Source organism: Saccharospirillum sp. ABV4_185 (assembly GCF_056159245.1).
In genome coordinates this window covers 465,303-484,525 of the sequence record NZ_JBSWUW010000001.1, presented here as the reverse complement: position 1 = coordinate 484,525, position 19,223 = coordinate 465,303, and the positions used below count along the sequence as shown (strand labels likewise).

Below are 19,223 nucleotides of genomic sequence, written 5' to 3'. Positions count from 1 at the left end.
GTTAATCAAGGAATTTTGCGCTGAGTGTCTGCCAGTGTCACCGTCTTTTGCTGATCGCCAGGTGCGCTGAAGACTTGGTTGAGCTGCCAGTTCGTTGAAGCCGTTCGGGTAAAAACCTGGACCAGGCCGCTACCGAGATCCTGGCTGGGCGTTTTACTACTGCGCTCGAAAGCACCAATAGCCAATACCCGGCCGTTACCGTTCAAGCTGACCGAATGACCAAAGAAGTTGGCGTTGTATGGCGCCGTTGACCGCAATGTTTCCTGCAGATGCCAGCGTCCGCTGGCTAACCGTTGATACAGATGAACGGCGCCACGGATGCGCGGATATTGCTCATCGCTGTCGATCAATACCGGAGCGCCAATAGCCAGCACCTGGCCATCGCCACTGAGACTGATGGCATAACCAAAGGCGGATTCAAAACTGTAGCGGCTGGGCCCTATGATTGTTGGTTCCTGCCAGCCGGTCAGGTCGCGTTCAAAGATCTGGACAAAACGCAGTGGGCCAGTTGATTGCCCAGGATCATTATTGGTTGCATTAACAGGGTGATTGACAAATTCGTACTGGTTGGCAATGGCTAACACATCGCCAGCCTGACTTAAGCTGGTCGGTAGAATTGGGTAGTCGGCAAGGATGTCATCAAACTTAGGTGCATCGTCGGATCGATGCCATTTATCCACGCCTTTACGAGTGAAAATATGAGCAAGGCTGCGTTGGCCTTTGCGGCTGCCAACAGTCAATACCTGAGCGTCGGCGTCAAGCTGAACGTGGTAGCCAAAGTGATCGGTAGTGCTTGATGCTTTCAATATTACCGGCGGGTTCCAGTGGCCTTCCGAATGGTTGAAAAGATATACCGATCCCGCTGAACCACTACCATTTTTTATGCCGCGGAATTGACTGGATGGCGCGCCGATGGCCAACACAGTGCCATCTTTATTCAGGCTTAAGGTAGCGCCGAAAAGATCACTGGGCTGAGGAGGTAACCATTCCACCAGATTGATCATGGCGTTGTGATGCAAGGTTAAGGTATTGGATGGTTTGCATCCGGCAATATTGCAACTGAGTACGCGGTAGTCTTGGGTTGAGCGACCGTAAAGGGGCAGCGACATTCGGTAGTGCAACAGATCGCCTGGCAAATTAGCGGCCAGGTCGACAAAGTGGTCACTGTCTGCTGTTCTTTCCTGAAGGTGATAGAGCGTCGCCCCTTGCGCTGCCTGCCATTGGAAATGCAAGGCATGTTCTTCGTCAAAGTCCAGACTGAGCTCCGTCTGTGAGGGAAAGGTGCTGGGCTTTTTGGGGTAGTAAGGGGTTTCGGCGGCAGCCGAAAGGCTGATAAAAAAACACACCAAACTGCTTAGTTGATGAAAAACCGAAGTCGTAACTCTGTGCATCAGGCGAATATCCTCGATCGGATTGGCTGCCTGCGGCGCTCGTTAACGCTAAGGTCCGCCAATCCTTTGGCGTGGGCTATTAAGCATACGCCCTCATCGTTTGAGTAAGCGTTTTATTCTCAGTGGTATTTTTCGAAAAAAGCGCGTTTTTGCATTTAATTCGTGAGACTTTTTACCACTGTTATGGAAATCGACCTGATATAAGCCTCGGCCAAGCCTTAACGCTGGAAAGGATAGAGTGATCCGAGTCCGGTGATTTGAGTCAATTCATCCAAGGCGGTCCGGCTTTCGAGCAGCAATTGTGGGTCGGCCAGATCGGCCTGCGTCAGACGATCCCGATAGTGTCGATCGACCCAGGCGTTCAGGTCGTTAAACAGCCGGTTGGTAAGAATCACACCGCTGTTCATGGCCTGATATTCGGTTTCGTTTAAGGCCACGCGCAAGCGCAGACAGGCCGGGCCGCCGCCGTTTTGCATCGACTGTTTCAGGTCGAATACTTCCACCGCATCGATGGGGTTATGAGCGTCTGCCACCAGGCGATCCAGGTAGTCGGAAACCGCTGCAATTTCGCGGCACTCTCCCGGTACGACCAGGGTCATGGTTTCATCATCCATGCTCAACAACTGGCTGTTGAACAGGTAGGAGCGCACCGCATCATCCAATGACACCTCGGCACTGGAAACGCAGATGGCGATCAGTTCGACATCACCCAGTTTATTCTGTATTTCCTCCAGCACCGCCTGCGTCTTGGCGAACGCCTGGTCGTGATAAAACAGCACATTGCGGTTGCCAACGGCGATGACGTCGTTATGAAAGACGCCGGCATCGATGGTCTCGGGTTTTTGCTGGGCAAAGACGGCATGGCGATCACTCAAACCATGCAGACGGGCAATGGCCTGGCTGGCTTCAAGTGATTGCCGCGCTGGGAACTTATTGGGTTTCGGTGCGGCATTATTGAAGGCGGCCTGGCCATAAACAAAAAGTTCAACGCCCGGGGCATCGTAATCGCCGCAGAAACGGGTGTGATTAGCCGCGCCTTCATCGCCGAAAAAACTCACCGGAGCCAGGGCGTCGTGGTGCGCAAAATGCTGTTCATCAGCGAAGATCGACTGCAACATCCGTGTTGTTGTCGGGTGTTCAATCGAGCGATGGAATTTGGCGTTCAGATTGGCGGCGGTGAAATGCACCCTGCCATCCAGAGTATCGGCGCTGGGAGAAACCGTGGCGGCATTGGCTGTCCACATGCACGAAGCCGAACTGACGGCGCTGAGAATTTCCGGATTCTGTCGTGCGACTTTCTCCAATACTTGCGCATCGCTGCCGCTGAAACCCAGGTTACGCAGCGCCCAGATCGCCGGTCGTTCGTGTGGCAATAGAATGCCTTGGCGCAAACCCCGGTCGGCCAGCGCTTGCATTTTGCGCAAACCTTGTTTGGCGGCCTCTTTGGGGTTTGATGCCGACTGCTCATTCGACAGCGAAGCAATATTGCCGTACGACAAACCGGCATAGTTGTGCGTCGGCCCGACCAGGCCATCGAGGTTCATTTCAAAGGCGGTCATAGGTTCATACCCGGCGATGTCTGAACGGGTTTTTCGAGCGTTTCACTTTCCATCGACGCGACCGGATAAGAGCAATAATCGGCGGCGTAATAAGCCGAAGCACGATGGTTACCGCTGGCGCCAATACCACCAAAAGGGGCAGTGCTGGCGGCGCCGGTAATGGGTTTGTTCCAGTTAACGATGCCAGCGCGGATTTCTTCGAGGAACCAGTCGTACTTGGCTTTGCTGTTCGACAGCAAGCCGGCCGACAGACCATAACGAGTGTTGTTGGCGCCCATCAACGCATCTTCGAAATGATCGTAACGATAGACGCTGAGCAGTGGGCCGAAATATTCGGTATCGGGCACATCGCGGGCGTCAGTCAGATCGATAATGCCGGGTGTCAGCAAGGCAGTGCCGGCTTCGGCTGATTTCATTTCCAGCAGAATTTTGCCGCCCAGATCGACCAGATTGCGCTGAGCGGTGAGCAGATTTTCTGCCGCCGCCAAAGACACCACTGAGCCCATAAAGGGTTGTTCTTCAGCGTCCCAGTGACCGACGGTGAGCTTACGGGTGGCCGCTATGAGTTTCTCTAAAAACGCATCGCCCGTGTCACCACGTGGAATGAACAGACGACGCGCACAGGTGCAGCGCTGGCCTGCAGAAATAAAGGCACTGAACAGCACATGATGCAGCGCGCCGTCAACGTCGATGTTGTCGTCGACGATTAACGGATTATTGCCGCCCATTTCCAACGCCAGAATCTTACCGGGCTGACCACCGTATTGCTGATGCAACAGCTCGCCGGTGTTGGACGAGCCGGTGAAAAACAGACCGTCGATACCTGGATGACCGGCCAGTGCAATACCGGTTTCTTTGGCGCCCTGAACCAAATTGATAACGCCATCCGGCAGACCAGCGGCTTGCCACAGTTTCAGGGTTTCTTCGCCGGTTTTCGGTGTCAGTTCGCTGGGCTTGAATACGACGGTGTTGCCAGCGATCAAGGCCGGAACGATATGGCCATTGGGCAGATGGCCGGGGAAATTGTAGGGACCAAAGACCGCCACCACACCGTGCGGACGATGCCGTAAGACCGCTTCGCCGCCGGGAATTTCCGAGTGTTTTTCGCCGGTGCGTTCGTCATAGGCTTTGGCGGAAATAGCGACCTTGCCGATCATGGCGCCGACTTCGGTGCGCGCTTCCCACAAGGGTTTGCCGGTTTCGCTGGCAATGGAATGGGCCAGGGCTTCTTTGTGGGTTTCCAGCAATTGCGCAAAACGCTCGCATATGGCCAGACGTACCTCGAGTGGCGTTTTGCGCCAGGCGCGAAAGGCTGAGCGAGCGCTGTCGATGGCGCGGTCAACATCGTCGGCGTTGGCGGTATTACCCGACCAAACGACCGCCTGGCTGATCGGGTCGATGGATTCGAGCAGTTCGCCCTGGCCGTCTTGCCAGGTGCCGTTAATAAAGAGGCTGGATTCAGACATGAGTCGTCTCCGGTCGCAGCGACACAGCCCGGACAGAGTCGCCCTCGGCGACTTGCAGTGTTTCGGCCTGGGCGGCGCTTAAGTGAAGGGTGGATTCGTTGATGGCGCTGGTGGCGATCAGGCGCACCCGGAAGTTGTCGAAGCCGCGGTTGGATACCAGCGTTAAACCGGCTTTACGGGTCAGGTCCGGTTGCGGTGCCTGATCGTCAATTTTGACGCTGTACAACTCGCTGTCACGTACCGCCCGGACTTCTTTGATCTTGGCTGAGACGGTCGGACCACCATCGAAAATATCGATGTAGCCGTTGAAGTCGAAACCCTCGGCCTGCAGCATCGCCAGCGCCGGTTCGGTGTCCGGGTGTACCCGACCGAAAGCCTCCTGCGCATCGGCAGAGAGCATCGGTACATAGATCGGAAACTTGGGCATCAGCTCGGCAATAAAGGCTTTGTCACCGAGGCCGGTTAAGTAGTCGGCGTCGGAAAACTCCATCTGGAAAAAGTGTCGGCCCAGGCTTTCCCAAAACGGCGAACGACCTTCTTCGTCGGAGTAACCACGCATCTCGGCGATGATGTCGCGACCGAATAATTGTGGATGCTCGGCGAGGAACAGATAGCGCGATTTACTGAGCAACTGACCGTTCTGGTTCTTACGATAATCCGGCATCAAAAACAGCGTGCAGATTTCCGAGCTGCCGGTCAGATCGTTGCTTAAATAAAGCGTGCGGGTAATTTTATGCACGCCGATGTCTTTCGACATATGAACGGTTTTGCCAACGTGGTAGTTGTACCAGATGTCGTCGTGCCCGATGCTGGCTTCGAGCGCACAGATACCAGCAATCTCATCCTTTTCAGGGTCGATCATGGCAAACAGATAGAGCCGATCTTTTTCTTCCAGATCGCGCTTGAATGAAGCGACGGCTTTGTCGAGTTTGGCCTGCATTTTCTGGCGGTTGTCAGGCAGGGTGGTGACACCGACGCCGGAGTTTTTGGCCATCAAATACAGATAATCGATATCGGCCGGTGTGACGGGGCGAATATACATAGCAGCCTCCCTTACAGCGGCGCGTAGGCGATGGGGTCGCCTTCGGAGACGCCCAGTGCTTCGGCGACATCCAAGGGCAGACGAATGGTTTCCCCGATGCCATCGACCAGGGTGCCGATGGTGCAACGGAAGTCTTTCAGCGAGCGGTTGCAGATCAGGTATTTCAAACCGCCGACCACATCGCTGGGCCGCGCTTTTTTGAAGCGTACCTGCTTAATGGTATGCAGATCCCGCACTTCGCCAGACAACACCGGGCCGCCATCGAACGGGTCGATAAAGGGCGTTTTCGCAAAGCCTTCACGATAGAACAGGCTGCAGGCACGGTTGGCGGCTTCCTGGTTCTGACCGATGGTGTTACGCGCGCGTTCCGGCAGCAGCGGTACGTAAACCGGGTGCTGCGGAATCAGCTCGGACATAAAAGTTTTACTTTTAACCGAGCAATAATAATCGGCGGTATTAAAGTCGATGCCGAAGAAGTGGCGACCGACACCATCCCAGAACGGACAGTCGCCTTTGTCATCGAAAATACCCTGTATCTCGACAATCACCTGACGCTGAAACCGCTCCGGCAGACAGGCGATAAACAACAGGCGGGCGCGCGACAGTAATTCGAAGGCGTCGGTTTTTTTCAGCTTCGGTTCGATGGCAAACGAACGCAGCAAGGTTTTGCCCGTCAGTTCATGTGACAAAAACAAAATCGGTACTTTGGCACTCACATTGAGGTTGTGCGAGGCGTGTACCACTTCATCAAGACGGTAGTTAAAAAACGGATAGCCGCCGCCGGCTTCGGTATCGAGTCCGGAGGTGCCCAGCAGTTGCTGTTGGTCGCTGTCTTCGAGCACAAACAGAAAGGCTGCCGGGCCATCCTGATCGAGACCGGAGGCAAAGGCGTCTTCGGACGCAGTGATTTTTTCCGACAGCTTGTCGCGTTCCTTGGGCAAGGTAGTGACGCGGGCGTCGGTAGCGTGCAGCAAACGCTCGATGCTGGGTAGATCGGCGAATTGACTCGGTCGGACGACGAGCATGATGGTTCCTCTTGCTCTTGCGCAAAGGGGCCGCCGAAGCGGCCCAAACTAACCAGAAAGTGAACTTAGCCTACAAAGCGGGCGACGGCTTTTTCCAAGCGAGCCAGGCCTTCATCGATGTCGGCATCGGGTACGTTCAGCGCTGGAGCCAGACGCAGTACGTTGGGGCCGGCAACCAGACACAGCAGGCCTTCTTCCAGCGCCAGAGCGAGCAGATCTTTGGCCTGGCCGGCGCGATCGTCGGTCAGCTCACAGCCGATCAGCAGGCCCATGCCGCGAATGTCTTTGAACACTTTGTACTGTTCATTGATGCGCGCCAGGCCGTCGAAATAACGCTGCGATTTGGCGGCGACGCCATCGAGTACGCCATCGTTGGTCAGCACATCGAGCACCGCCAAAGACACCGCACAGGCCAGCGGATTGCCGCCGTAAGTGGAGCCGTGGGTACCGAAACCGAGGCTTGGTGCCACGGCATCGGTGGTCAGCATGGCGCCGATCGGGAAGCCGCCACCGAGGGCTTTGGCGGTGGTCAGAATGTCGGGCGTTACGCCGTAACGCTGGTATGCATAGAGCGAGCCGGTGCGGCCAACGCCGGACTGAATTTCATCGAAAATCAGCAAGGCGCCATGTTTGTCACAAAGTTCACGCAAGCCTTGCAGATAACCTTCTACGGCCGGGGTGATACCGCCTTCGCCCTGAATCGGCTCAACAATAATAGCTGCGGTTTTGTCGGAAATGGCCGCGGCCATGGCGTCGAGATCGTTATAAGGCACATGGCTGATGCCGCCCGGCGTGGGCTCAAAGCCTTCTTTGTATTTGGCCTGGCCACCGACGGAGACGGTGAACAGCGTGCGGCCGTGGAACGACTGCAGCGTGGAGATGATTTCGTGTTTTTCCGGGCCGACGTTCAGGTAAGCATGGCGACGCGCCAGCTTCAGCGCCGCTTCGTTGGCTTCGGCGCCGGAGTTGCAGAAGTAGACTTTGTCGGCAAAGGTCAGGTCGGTCAGTTTCTGCGCCAGTTCGATGGCCGGTTCGTTGGTCATCACATTGGCTAGGTGCCACAGCTTTTGGCCTTGTTCGGTCAAGGCCGCGACCAGTTTGGGATGGGCGTGACCGAGCGCGCTGACGGCAATGCCGCCGGCGAAGTCGATGTATTCGCGGCCGTCCTGATCCCAGATTCGTGAACCTTGGCCACGGACCGGAATGATTTTTCCCGGCGCGTAGTTGGGGACCATGACTTGATCGAACTGTTCTCGGGTAATGGCGCTCATATCGACTTCCAGTAGTAGTGTGGGAGACAGCGGTGGCCCTTTGCTTTGCAGCGGGCCACCCAGTTTGGATGAAACATTCTAAGGATAAGCGATGCCCAGCGGTTACGTCGGTGCGACATGCGGTTATATCGCTAGGGCATCGCGGCCTGGCTAGCGGGCGTTGGCGAGTGCTTCGGCGGCATCCAGCCAGGCGCGGGCCTGAGCGGCGCTCAGACTGTCGGCAAAGGCAAAGCCCTGGTCGGTGGGGTCACCCAATTGCATAAAGAGGTCGCGCATGGCGTCGGGCGTTACCTGGCCGTCAAACTGATGTTCGATCAGGGCGGCGAGACGGGCGTCGGCTTGAGCCAGTTCCGTGGCGCTTAAACCGGCGTTGTCGATTAATCCGGCCTTGGCAGCGTACGCCAGCTTCATGCTGAACGACGGCGACTGGGCGATAAAACCCAGCAGGCCAGGCAGGGCCGGTGCCGGCAGACTGGTGAGATAAATCCAGGTGTCCTGGTCGCGTTGCCTCAGTAACGCTGCGGCATTGGGCCAGGTGGCTTTGAGCAGATCACGGACGATCAATTCGCCGTTGGAACTGTTGCTCAGCATCACCAGGCCGTCGCCGCTGCTCGGATCGATAAACACCTGGGTGCGGATACCGGGTTCACGGCCGTCATGTTCGATCACCCGGTGATTATGCAGTTGCACCACTCGCCAGCCCAGCCCCCAGAATTCAATGGGGTTGGGGTGCGCGGCTTGCGGTGTGGTCATTTGCGCAAACAGGGCCGGGTCCAGGTCGGCACCTTTGGCGACCCAGGCGGCAAAGCGGCCGTAGTCGCCGATGGTGGTGAAGGTGTTGGCGGCGACGTTGGGCTGGCGCTCGGTCGGGCCCAGATCGACCGGTTCACCGCTTTCATCGTAACCGGCGCTAAGACGACCGCTGAGTTCGTCGTGCCAGCCAAAATAGGTATCGGTCATCTGCGCCGGTTCCAGTACCTGGCGTTGCAGCCAGACCGGCATGGGTGCCCTAACTTGGCGCTCCACCGCGCGGCGCAGGTATTCAAAACCCTCGCCGGAATATTCATGGCGCTGACCCGGTGCGAACATAAAGTAGAGATCATTGTCTCCGCGCCAGTTGGGGAAGCCACTTTGGTGACTCAGTGCCAGGCGCGCGGTCAGTTGCGGCAGACGCGGATCGTCGGCGACGTCAGGATCCACCCAGTGGTCGGCCAGCGGCTCATCCAGGTCAGTCCGGCCATCATCGACCAGATGCAAATAGCCGACGCTGAACAGCGGCTTGGTCAGTGAGGCGACATTAAACAGAGTGTCGTCGGTTAACGGCTGGTCGGCACCGGCCTGGCCGTAGCTGCGTGTCCAGCTGAGCTGGCCGTCTTCGATGCGTGCCAGTGCCAGGCCCGGTACGGTGTAGCGTTGCATCAGTTCGGTGGCGGTTTGATCGAGCTGTGCTGGCGTCGAGGGTGGCGTGCTTTGACAAGCGGCGAGCAAAGCGCTGGCCGCTGCCAATGAGTAAATGCCCTTTAGTGAAGTCATGGCAACGATCCTTAGTGGTTAAATTCTGATCCCCGTTCGGCAGTATGGTCGATGGCTGGGACGGGGTTTAATAGGCCGATTGTCCTGTTAAGGCGCGCTAAAAGCATTCAAGGCGGGTCGCCTCTGCTATAGTCGCGCCCGATAAACCACGACTTCCAATTCGCTTTTTGCAGGTAATCCGCGCCGTGTTCGACCGTCTTCAATTGCCACCGCCCCTTGCCACCGCCCTGACCAAGCAAGGCATCACTGAACCGACCGACGTACAACAAGCCGTTATTCCGGCGGTGATCGAGGGTAAGGATTTATTGGTCAGCGCCCAGACCGGCAGTGGTAAAACAGTCGCCTTCGCGCTGCCGCTGTTGTTGCGCTATAACCAGCCGGCGCCGCCGAGCACCGGTATTCGTGCTTTGGTGTTGGTGCCGACCCGCGAACTGGCGCGGCAGATTCATCAGGTCTGCCGCCAACTGGGATCAGGTATTGGTGTGGGCAGTTTCAGCCTGACCGGTGGTGCGACCTTTAAAGAGCAGAACGCAGCGCTGCGCAAAGTGCCGGATATTTTGATCGCGACGCCGGGTCGTTTGCTGGAGCACCTGAAGCAGGGTTCGGTCGATTTAAGTGATATTGAATGTCTGGTGCTCGACGAAGCCGACCGCATGCTCGATATGGGGTTTCGTGAGGATGTGCTGAGTATCATCGAACGCTGCCCGGCGCAGCGGCAGACGTTATTGTTGTCTGCCACCCTCGATCACCGGGGCGTCACTGGCCTCGCCAAACAATTACTGCACGAGCCGCAAACCATCGCGCTGCACGAAGCGCGGGCGGTGCCGGAAAACATCGCTCAGCAATATCTGCTCACCGATGACGATGCTTTTAAGGAAAAACAAATACTGGCGCTGTTGGCGTCCGCCGGCAAAGAGCCGGTGATTATTTTCACCAACACCATCGCCAAGGCCGAACGGTTGCAGGCGCGGTTGCGCAATGGCGATCGGCGCTGTGGCTTGCTGCACGGCAACCTGTCTCAGGATGAACGCAATGCCGTGGTCAGCGGTTTGCGCAGTGGTAAATTCAAAACCCTGGTGACCACCGATGTAGCGGCCCGCGGTCTCGACCTGCCTCATGTCTCTATGGTGATCAATTTCGACCTGGCGCGTAAGGGCGATGAGTATGTGCATCGCGTCGGTCGCACCGGTCGTGCCGGTGAGGCCGGTAAAGCGATCAGTCTGATTGCCTCCAACGACTGGAATCTGCTGGCCAGCATTCAGCGTTACACCGGCCAGACTTTTGAACGCATTGAACTGCCCGGTTTGAAAAGCTCCTATCAGGGGCCGGCCAAGGTGCGAGCCTCGGGCAAAGCTTACGGCAAGAAAAAGCCGAAGAAGAACGCCGATGCCAAAGCCAAGGCCAAAGCCAAGGCGAAAAACAAAAAACCAGCACCCAAGCGGCCACGTTCAACCCCGGCGGAACGCGATGGTTCGGCGCCGATGAAACGGCGCAAACCCGCAGCCGACTGAGTCGTAGTGACTTTGGGCCGGCTGTGTTGTCGGGTAACTTTGGTACAGTGATTGACGGTTTAACACTGAACTGACGGAGCTTGCGATGATTCCCAGCTGGCACGAAGTACTGACCAAAATACCGCGCCTGGAAACCGGCGATTGGCAGGCCATGGGTCTGCTCAAGCGCTGGTTTGTTGCCACCCGGGCGGCGGTTTTTGTGATGACGCTGTTCTCTGCCCTGATCGGCATACTTCTCGCCATTCCCAATGCGCACTTCGATGCGCTGAACGCTGTTCTGGTTTGCCTCGGTTTAGTGCTGGCGCACGCCACCAATAATCTGGTTAACGACTGGACCGATTTCAAAAAAGGCGTCGATAAAAACAACTACTTTCGCACCCAATATGGCCCGCAACCGCTGGAAAGTGGTCTGCTCAGCGAACGCCAGTTGTTTGGCTACATCGCGCTGACCGGCGGCCTGGCGATGATGGTGGGCGCGGTACTGATTGCGCGCAGCGAATTGCAAACGCTCTACTGGATGCTGGCCGGCGCTTTCTTTGTGTTGTTCTACACCTGGCCGCTGAAATACATCGGCCTGGGCGAACCGGCGGTGTGGATCGTCTGGGGACCGCTGATGGTGCTGGCGTCGTCGCTGGTGGTGTCGGGTGACTACAGCAGTACCGCGATCTGGGTCTCGTGTCTGTACGGAATTGGCCCGACTACGGTGGTGTTCGGCAAACACATCGACAAGTTAAAAGAAGACACCGCCAAGGGTGTGCGTACGTTGCCGGTGCAGTTGGGCGAGAGCATCAGTCGCGCCAGCGTTCTGGGATTGTGGCTGGTTCAGTATGTCGGCGTGACGGTGGGCGTTTTGCTCGGCGCTTTGCACTGGGCTTATCTGATTATCGGGCTGGCGCTGCCCAAGTTGTTTGAAGCCTGGCGCCGTTATCGCCAGCCGCGCCCAGACCGTTGCCCCGAAGACTGGCCCGAACAAGCCTGGCCCTTGTATCTGGTGCATGTGGCGTTTTTGTATAACAAGCGCTTTAGCCTGCTGATGTTTTTAGGCGTGGTGCTCAGTGTGGTGTTGCCCTAGCCCATCCCGTCCACTAACCATCGTCATCTCCGTTCGACGGATGAGCTGACGATGGTTTTTTTTGCCTAGGCAAAAAGACTTACTGTTTTTGAATATCTGACTATAGAGGGACTAGATACCTAAGAATATTGGACTGCCATGTTTGCGAAAATTCTAGTTGTCATTGCTCTGGTGTTTATTGGCGCCATTTTGACAGCACTCACCGCCTATCTGTTTTTGCATCACGAAAGGCGTGCATTTTTTTCAATTACAGTTTTGTCTAGCTTAATTCTTGCCTTTGTCATTAAAGCTATGCCATTCGTTTCGTCTTAATTTGACGGTTTCATTTATCCACCGCCATCTGCTGATGCAGGCTGCGATCTTCCGAGGGCGTCAGGCCATATTGATTGCGGTAGGCGGTGGAAAAATGCGCGCCGGAACTGAAGCCGCAGCTTAAGCCGATATCGGCTATGCTGTCGTTGTGGGAAAGCAGACGGGTGCGCGCCTTTTCCAGACGGATCTGTAAGTAATAGCGGCTGGGTACGGCGTTGAGATATTTTTTGAACAAGCGTTCCAGCTGTCGCCGGCTGATGCCGACGTGGTAAGAGACATCGTCGGTACTCAGCGGTTCTTCGATGTTGGCTTCCATCAGTTCCAGCGCTTCGGCGAGCTTGGGCTGTTCAGCGCGGGTGCGCTCGCTCAGTTGTTGCGGCAGGCTGTCGGACGGAACGCCTAAACGTTCATTGACGAAATGCCGCGATACCGCTTCGGCGGTGTCGGCGCCCAGACTGCGCGCTATCCACATCAGCATCATATCCAGACTGGCGCTGCCGCCGCGGCAGGTGAGGCGGTTGCGATCGATGCAGAACTGCTCCGATGCCAGCATGATAGAGCGATGCTGCTTCAGCAGTTCGTCATACCCCAGCCAGTGCACCACGGCGCGATAGCCATTCAATAAACCTGCTTTGCCCAACACATAACTGCCCGATGCCAGTCCGCCGAGCGCGCAATGCGCAGGCCGGGCGCGCAGAAAATCGTCCAGCCCGGGCGTCGCCGGATGCCGTGCCGGCGAGGTGCCAGCGACAATCCAGACATCGGCCTCGGGGGCGTCTTCCAGCGAATAGGCAGTGTCCATGCGGTTGCCCAGACTGGAGTGGGTCTTGTTGCCCGATAGGGCCACGGTAAAGGCACTGAAACGGTCTTCACCGGTCAGGTCGTTACACACCAACAGCGGTTCCATGGCCGAGACGTATGCCATGGATGAGTAGCCGGGCAGCAAAATAAAGCCGATTCGCTCGGTCACCTTGGGGTGAACTCCTGTCTGAATAAGGTCGGTAGGCGCAGATCGCTCAGCGATGATACTGGGCTCGGGCGCTCAGACCAAGGCGACTCAGTCCATGGCGACTAAGACGGGCCTCGTTTGGACCGGCTTTCTGCCTGCAGCCAATCGGCCAGTGTCAGCACTTGCGGTGCCAATCGCTGGTGGCTCGAAAACGCCAGGTAATAACCCAGGTCATCATCGCCGCCGAGCAGGTGATCCGTTAAGGCGACCAGTCCACCGCTGGCTAACATGGGCTCAATAAAGGGTGACCAGCCGATGGCCACACCCTGACCGGCCAGCGCCGCCTGCAGCAGCAGAGTGTAGTTGTTAAAGATCAGCTCGGCTTCGCGCGGTACCCGACCCAGTCCCAGCCTGGGAAATAACGCCGGCCAGTCAAACCAGCCGCTGTGATAGTCGGCTTCCAGTTGCAATAACGGCAATTCGGTCAGTGATTCCAACCGGGCTGGTAATTGCAGACGATCAAGCAGCAGCGGACTGACGACGGGCGTGACCGCCTCACTGAACAGCTGACGTGCCGGTGCCTGGAGGGTGGAGCCGCGCGCGAACAGGATGGCGATGTCGGCCTCGGCCTGGTCCGGCAGTAGTGGTTGTTGGGAGGTGATGATGCGCACATCGACATCCGGATGGGCGTCCCGGAAACGGCGCAGGCGCGGCAAAATCCAGTAGGTGGCGATGGCGAAATCGGTGACCAGGTTGATCACCGCGCTGCCACTGTGCTGGCGCGCATCGGCATAACCCTGGGCCAGCCGGCTTAAACCATCGGCCACGGCCTCATAGAGTTGTTGGCCGGAGCGGGTCAGGCGCACGCCGCGCGGTTGGCGTTCAAATAAACGCAATCCCAAATCTGCTTCAAGGCGGTGCACGTGTTGGCTGATGGCGGGCTGAGTGCTTTCCAGTGCGCTTGCAGCGGCGGTGAAGGAACCCAGTCGCGCTGCAGCTTCGAACGCCTGCAGGGCGGCTAAAGGCGGTAGATTGCTTTTTTGGTGCATAAGTAAAACTTATGGTTTCTATAAGTTGAGGGCCAGTTTACAGCGGTTGCTTAGCCAAACACCATGACGAAGAGATGACCGTCCATTTGAATTTCTTATAGTCTGAGTGACCCGAGATGACCGCCAGCCAACCTAATATTCTGATTTTGATGGCCGACCAACTGGCCGCGCCGACCCTGTCGATTCACGATGCCAACAGCCCGGTGCAAACGCCCAATATCCAGGCGTTAGCCGATCGTGGCGTGGTGTTCGATTCGGCTTACTGCAACAGTCCGCTCTGTGCGCCGTCGCGGTTTGTGTTTATGACCGGCCGCCTGCCATCGAAAATTGGCGCTTATGACAACGCCGCCGAGCTGCGCTCCGATGTACCGACGTTCGCGCACTATCTGCGCGAAATCGGTTATCAGACCGCGCTGTCCGGCAAGATGCATTTTTGCGGCCCGGATCAGCTGCACGGCTTCGAGCAGCGCTTTACCACCGACATCTACCCGGCCGATTACGGCTGGGCGGTGAATTGGGATGGCGATGCCAGCCGTCCGACCTGGTATCACGATATGTCGTCGGTCACTCAGGCCGGGCCTTGTGTGCGCTCCAACCAGCTCGATTTTGACGACGAGGTGGTGTTTCACGCCAAGCGTTACCTCTACGATCGGGCGCGTGATGACGCTGGCGACAGGCCTTTCTGTCTGACCGTGTCGATGACCCACCCGCACGATCCTTACGCCATTCCCAAGGAGTACTGGGAGCGCTACCGCGAAGAAGATATTAAGCTGCCGTCGCTGAGCTACGCCGACGCACCGAGCGACCCTCATTCCGAACGCTTGCGCACCCTCTATCAGGCCGACACCACTGAGATCAGCGAGCAGCAGATCCGCAACGCCCGCCGTGCTTATTACGGCGCCATCAGTTACGTCGATGACCAGATCGGCACGCTGCTCGATACGCTGGAAGAAACCGGCATGGCCGATAACACCATCGTCGTGTTCTGCGGCGATCATGGCGACATGCTTGGCGAGCGCGGCCTCTGGTACAAGATGAGCTTCTTCGAGTGGTCGACGCGGGTGCCGTTGATCGTCTGCGCGCCCAAGCAGTTCTCAGCCCGGCGGGTAAAAGAAAGCGTCTCGACCATGGATCTGCTGCCCACTCTGGTGGAGCTGGCCGGTGGTGGCATTGATTACGCCACCGACCTCGAAGGTCGCAGCCTGGTGCCGCATCTCAGCGGTCGCGGTGGTCATGACGAAGTGATCGGTGAGTATATGGGTGAAGGCACGGCCGCGCCGCTGTTGATGATTCGCCGCGGTGACTACAAGTTTATCCATTCGCCCATCGACCCCGATCAACTCTACAACCTGGCTGAAGATCCCCAGGAAATCCGCAACCTGGTTGATGACCCGGCAGAAGCTGAACGCCTTGCTGCCTTGCGGCAGGAAATCGCCGACAACTGGGATCTGGATGCCGTCCATCAGGAGGTGCTCGACAGTCAGCGCCGCCGGCGTCTGGTCGCCAGCGCTTTGAGCAAAGGCAAGGTCACCTCCTGGGACCATCAGCCGCATACCGACGCCAGCGTTCAATACATGCGCAATACCCTGGATCTGGGCGACCTGGAGAGGCGCGCTCGTTTTCCACGCCTGGCCGACTGAGGTCAGGCTATTCAGACCGACCAACCCAACCAAGAGGAAGCATCATGAAACATTACTTTCGCCCGGGGCTGATCTCCCTGGCCATCTGCGCCGGTGCCGTCGCGACGGCGGCTCAGGCAGAGGTGGCCGAGCAATGCCAGACAGTGCGTTTCAGCGATCCGGGCTGGACCGATATCGGTGTCACCAACGCCATGACCACCACTGTCCTGGAAGGTCTCGGCTATGAAACCGACGTCAGCCTGCTGGCCGTGCCGATCGGTTTTCAGGCCTTGGGCAGTAACGAAATCGACGTTTTCCTGGGCAACTGGATGCCGGCCCAGCAGGGTTTTTTCGATGAATACCGCGATGGTTTCGATCAGGTTCGCGCCAACCTCGAAGGCGCCAAATTCACCTTAGCAGTACCGCAATACGTGCAGGACGCTGGCGTGGAAAGCTTTTCCGACCTGGCCGAATACGGTGAAGAATTCGATCATTATATTTACGGTATCGAACCGGGTGCGCCGGCCAATGAATCCATCCAGGCGATGATCGACAGCGACGATTTCGGACTGAACGATTGGGAGTTGGTGGAATCGAGCGAGCAGGCCATGCTCAATCAGGTCGGTCGTCAGGTTCGTGGCGAAGACTTTGTCGTCTTCCTGGCCTGGGAGCCGCATCCGATGAACCTGCGTTTCGATCTGGCTTATCTGTCTGGCGGTGACGACTACTTTGGCCCCAACTACGGCGGCGCTACGGTTTATACGCTGACCCGCAAAGGCTTCAGCGATGAATGCGCTAACGTCGGCCAACTGCTCGCCAACCTGGAGTTCAGTCTGGATATGGAAAGCGGCGTGATGGGCGAAGTGCTCAGCGGTGATGCCGATGCCGAAAGTGCTGCCCGCGCTTATCTGATTGACAACCCGCAAGTGCTGGAAACCTGGCTGGATGGTGTTGAAACCGTCGACGGCAAGCCGGGCCTGGCCGCCGTGCGCAGCCACCTCGGTCTGTAATTGTCCAAAAGTCTCCCCCTTGTCTTCGAGGGTATTGCCTCTGTCGCTGTGGCGGCAGGGGCTTTTTTGAGCGCAATGATCAAGTTGGCTAAATTTGGGTCGATAACAACCGAAATAGACCTGAATTGACTTGAACGTAGCGAATGATCGGCTAATTCTCCGTCGCTTCAGGCCTGCTGGCGTCCGGCTTTGATAAACTGGGCGTTTTGTATCCCCCAGACGAGGTCGACCATGTTGTCAGTCAAATCATTGCATCCCAATCGTTGGTCGCTGTTTGTGCGTACCCAGGTGTTGGTTGCATTGATGGTGTTGCTATTGGCCATTGGCTTCGCCTGGGTGTTGTTTGGTTTGCAGCAGCTGGTGGAGCGCAACCGCGAGCAAATCGAACGCGTCGACCAGCAGCAGCTAACCCTGGCGCACCAGAACGAGGTCGTGCAGGCGCAGAAAGCGCAACTCACCCAGCAACAACAAACCCTGGAAGATCAACGCAATGCACTGGCGCTGCAGCAACAGGCCAGCGTGGTATTGCAGCTCTATCCCGAATTTTTATTCTGGCGCTTCGCCTCGACCGCCTCACAGTCCGAGACCGATATCGGTGAAGGCGATCGCGCCGAACAACAACTGCGTGAGGCCGTGGCCGTACTGTCGGATCTGGATGCCGATTTGGGCGAGGCCATGGACGTCTTCCTGCTCGATCTCGACAGCTTTAACGAACGCATCAGTGACGCCATCGCAGCGTTCCGGGCCGGCGATGACGCCGGGGGCCGGCGTATTGTGCAAACCACCCAGTCACCCTTTATTTCCATGAACACCATGGCCGAAGTAGTGGCTGACATGGCCAATGAAGCAGTGGTGGCGGCCAATGATCGGGTGGCCAGCTCGCTGCAGGAACTCGAAGCGACGGTGCTGGATGTTGAGCAGGCGGCAGCCAGTGTGGCCAAAGCTGGCAGCAGCCTGGTGACCGACATTGAGGCCGTCGTTGAACAGGCCGATGCCACCGGCGTTCAGGGCTGGATCACCCTGGCGGTTATCGGCGTGTTGTTTCTGGCCGTCGGCTGGGTGCTGTCGCGCTCGGTCAGTGGTCCGGTGTTGCAGTTGCAGCGCTCCATTAAGCACATTGATGAAACTGCCGATCTGACCGAGCGGATTCATCTGAAGCGCCAGGATGAGGTGGGCCTGATCGCCCAGAGCGTCAACGCCATGCTGCAAAGCTTCGGCGATATTATCCGCGACGTCCGCCAGGGCGCTGGCGCCGTGGCCGAACGGGTTGACGATAACAGTCGCGCCAATGAAGAAGTGGGCCGCATTCTCGATCGCTTGAACGAAGAAGTGGAGCAGGTTGCCGCTGCCATTAACGAGCTGTCGGCGACGGTACGTGGCATTAACGAAAGCACCTCGGCAGCGGCGGAACGAGCGTCTCAAGCCGAGCAGGAATGTCGTCTGGGGGCGGAGCGCTCGCGCGCCAGTGGTGAACAGGAAGCGCGCCTGCAAAACGAGATCAGCACCGCTTCGACCAATCTCAATCGCCTGGCGGAACGCGCCAGCGATATTCAGGCGGTGATTGATGTCATTCAGGAAGTTTCCGAACAGACCAATCTGCTGGCGCTAAATGCCGCCATCGAAGCGGCGCGGGCTGGCGACTATGGCCGCGGCTTTGCCGTGGTCGCCGAGGAAGTCCGCACTCTGGCGCAGAAGACCGAGAACTCTTCTGCCGAAATCAAGACGATGATTGAGCAGTTTGCCGCCGAAGTTGGCACCACGGTCGAGGCCATGGGGCATGCGGTTGAGTCGGCTGAAGCCGCCGGTGCGCTCAGTGAAGAGGCCAGTCAGGTGATGGACGGGGTGTTCGCCATCGTGGCGGAAATCCGCGCCACCAACGAACACATCTCCCAGGCGACGCAGGAACAGAGCGAAGCCACCGATTCGATTGATGGCAGTGTCACCAGCATCGCCAGCTTGATTTCCCAGGTCGCCGACCAGGCACAGCATACCGTCGCCGGTGTGCATGAAATTGCCGAACAATCCGATCGGCTGCGTCGTCAGACCGAACGTTTTACGGTCTAGGCTGTACCACCTGAACCCCCCGGTTAAGACTGGCTGACTCAATGATTGGCCTATATTCAATCGATCCGGGCAAAAAACCACGGTCTTTCAAACGAAGAATTCAATGAGCGTCTGTAAGGATAACGGTCGGATGGCGGTTATCCTTGGCGTGAATCGGCTGCAAGGTCGTTTCGGTTTAAGCATGACTGCCAGTGTTGGACATCGGCAGGAGCAACCGGATGCGACTGATCAGCTTACCGCCAGGAAGGCGGTTAGGTTTTTGTGGACTGGTGTGGTTACTGATTTTTTCCCTGGCAGCCTGTGACAGCCCTGGGCAAATAGCCCGGTCAGGGCCCAAGACTCAACTGACG

General features: G+C 57.4%; 14 protein-coding genes. 5 read left to right on the top strand and 9 right to left on the bottom strand.

What is annotated here, in order from left to right; translation table 11 throughout:
* Nucleotides 1–5: 5 nt before the first annotated feature.
* The 7 genes from ACXAE6_RS02160 to ACXAE6_RS02130 all read right to left on the bottom strand — a co-directional run bounded on the left by ACXAE6_RS02160 (nucleotide 6) and on the right by ACXAE6_RS02130 (nucleotide 9,287).
* The gene (locus ACXAE6_RS02160; protein ID WP_475143883.1) at nucleotides 6–1,391 is read right to left on the bottom strand and encodes a hypothetical protein; all 1,386 of its coding nucleotides are present in this window, start codon (nucleotides 1,389–1,391) and stop codon (nucleotides 6–8) included.
* 218 nt (nucleotides 1,392–1,609) lie between these two features.
* Entirely contained in the window at nucleotides 1,610–2,950 is a 1,341-nt protein-coding gene (gene astB, locus ACXAE6_RS02155) for an N-succinylarginine dihydrolase (protein WP_475143880.1), read from the bottom strand.
* Nucleotides 2,947–4,416, bottom strand: coding sequence for a succinylglutamate-semialdehyde dehydrogenase (astD, locus tag ACXAE6_RS02150; RefSeq protein ID WP_475143878.1), 1,470 nt, complete (start codon nucleotides 4,414–4,416; stop codon nucleotides 2,947–2,949). Before astD ends, astB begins: the two co-directional genes overlap by 4 nt.
* Nucleotides 4,409–5,458, bottom strand: a complete 1,050-nt coding sequence (gene astA, locus ACXAE6_RS02145; RefSeq protein ID WP_475143876.1) for an arginine N-succinyltransferase — start codon at nucleotides 5,456–5,458, stop codon at nucleotides 4,409–4,411. The genes astD and astA overlap by 8 nt, the downstream gene beginning before the upstream one ends.
* Before the next feature lie 11 nt (nucleotides 5,459–5,469).
* Nucleotides 5,470–6,483, bottom strand: a complete 1,014-nt coding sequence (locus tag ACXAE6_RS02140) for an arginine N-succinyltransferase (protein ID WP_475143874.1) — start codon at nucleotides 6,481–6,483, stop codon at nucleotides 5,470–5,472.
* Between the two features lie 65 nt (nucleotides 6,484–6,548).
* Nucleotides 6,549–7,754 (bottom strand): aspartate aminotransferase family protein, encoded by a 1,206-nt coding sequence (locus ACXAE6_RS02135; protein ID WP_475143872.1) that lies wholly within the window; start codon nucleotides 7,752–7,754, stop codon nucleotides 6,549–6,551.
* Between the two features lie 150 nt (nucleotides 7,755–7,904).
* On the bottom strand, nucleotides 7,905–9,287 hold the full coding sequence (locus ACXAE6_RS02130) for a serine hydrolase domain-containing protein (RefSeq protein ID WP_475143870.1): 1,383 nt from the start codon (nucleotides 9,285–9,287) through the stop codon (nucleotides 7,905–7,907).
* A gap of 185 nt (nucleotides 9,288–9,472) precedes the next feature.
* On the opposite strand from ACXAE6_RS02130, the gene ACXAE6_RS02125 reads away from it, so the two are divergent.
* Together ACXAE6_RS02125 and ACXAE6_RS02120 are read left to right on the top strand one after the other, a co-directional pair.
* The gene (locus tag ACXAE6_RS02125; RefSeq protein WP_475143868.1) at nucleotides 9,473–10,798 is read left to right on the top strand and encodes a DEAD/DEAH box helicase; all 1,326 of its coding nucleotides are present in this window, start codon (nucleotides 9,473–9,475) and stop codon (nucleotides 10,796–10,798) included.
* An 85-nt stretch (nucleotides 10,799–10,883) separates the two neighbouring features.
* A complete protein-coding gene (locus ACXAE6_RS02120; RefSeq protein ID WP_475143867.1) occupies nucleotides 10,884–11,870 on the top strand; it encodes a prenyltransferase in 987 nt (328 codons plus the stop codon).
* Between the two features lie 322 nt (nucleotides 11,871–12,192).
* Here ACXAE6_RS02120 and ACXAE6_RS02115 read toward each other — a convergent pair whose 3' ends face one another.
* On the bottom strand, nucleotides 12,193–13,152 hold the full coding sequence (locus tag ACXAE6_RS02115) for a GlxA family transcriptional regulator (protein ID WP_475143865.1): 960 nt from the start codon (nucleotides 13,150–13,152) through the stop codon (nucleotides 12,193–12,195).
* A gap of 101 nt (nucleotides 13,153–13,253) precedes the next feature.
* Nucleotides 13,254–14,180, bottom strand: coding sequence for a choline sulfate utilization transcriptional regulator (locus ACXAE6_RS02110; protein WP_475143863.1), 927 nt, complete (start codon nucleotides 14,178–14,180; stop codon nucleotides 13,254–13,256).
* A gap of 116 nt (nucleotides 14,181–14,296) precedes the next feature.
* Between ACXAE6_RS02110 and betC the strand changes: the two genes are divergently transcribed.
* The 3 genes from betC (at nucleotide 14,297) to ACXAE6_RS02095 (ending at nucleotide 18,873) form a co-directional block, all read left to right on the top strand.
* On the top strand, nucleotides 14,297–15,820 hold the full coding sequence (gene betC, locus ACXAE6_RS02105) for a choline-sulfatase (RefSeq protein WP_475143861.1): 1,524 nt from the start codon (nucleotides 14,297–14,299) through the stop codon (nucleotides 15,818–15,820).
* 44 nt (nucleotides 15,821–15,864) lie between these two features.
* Nucleotides 15,865–16,809, top strand: coding sequence for a choline ABC transporter substrate-binding protein (gene choX / locus ACXAE6_RS02100; protein WP_475143859.1), 945 nt, complete (start codon nucleotides 15,865–15,867; stop codon nucleotides 16,807–16,809).
* 231 nt (nucleotides 16,810–17,040) lie between these two features.
* On the top strand, nucleotides 17,041–18,873 hold the full coding sequence (locus ACXAE6_RS02095; protein ID WP_475143857.1) for a methyl-accepting chemotaxis protein: 1,833 nt from the start codon (nucleotides 17,041–17,043) through the stop codon (nucleotides 18,871–18,873).
* The last annotated feature ends 350 nt before the right edge of the window (nucleotides 18,874–19,223 follow it).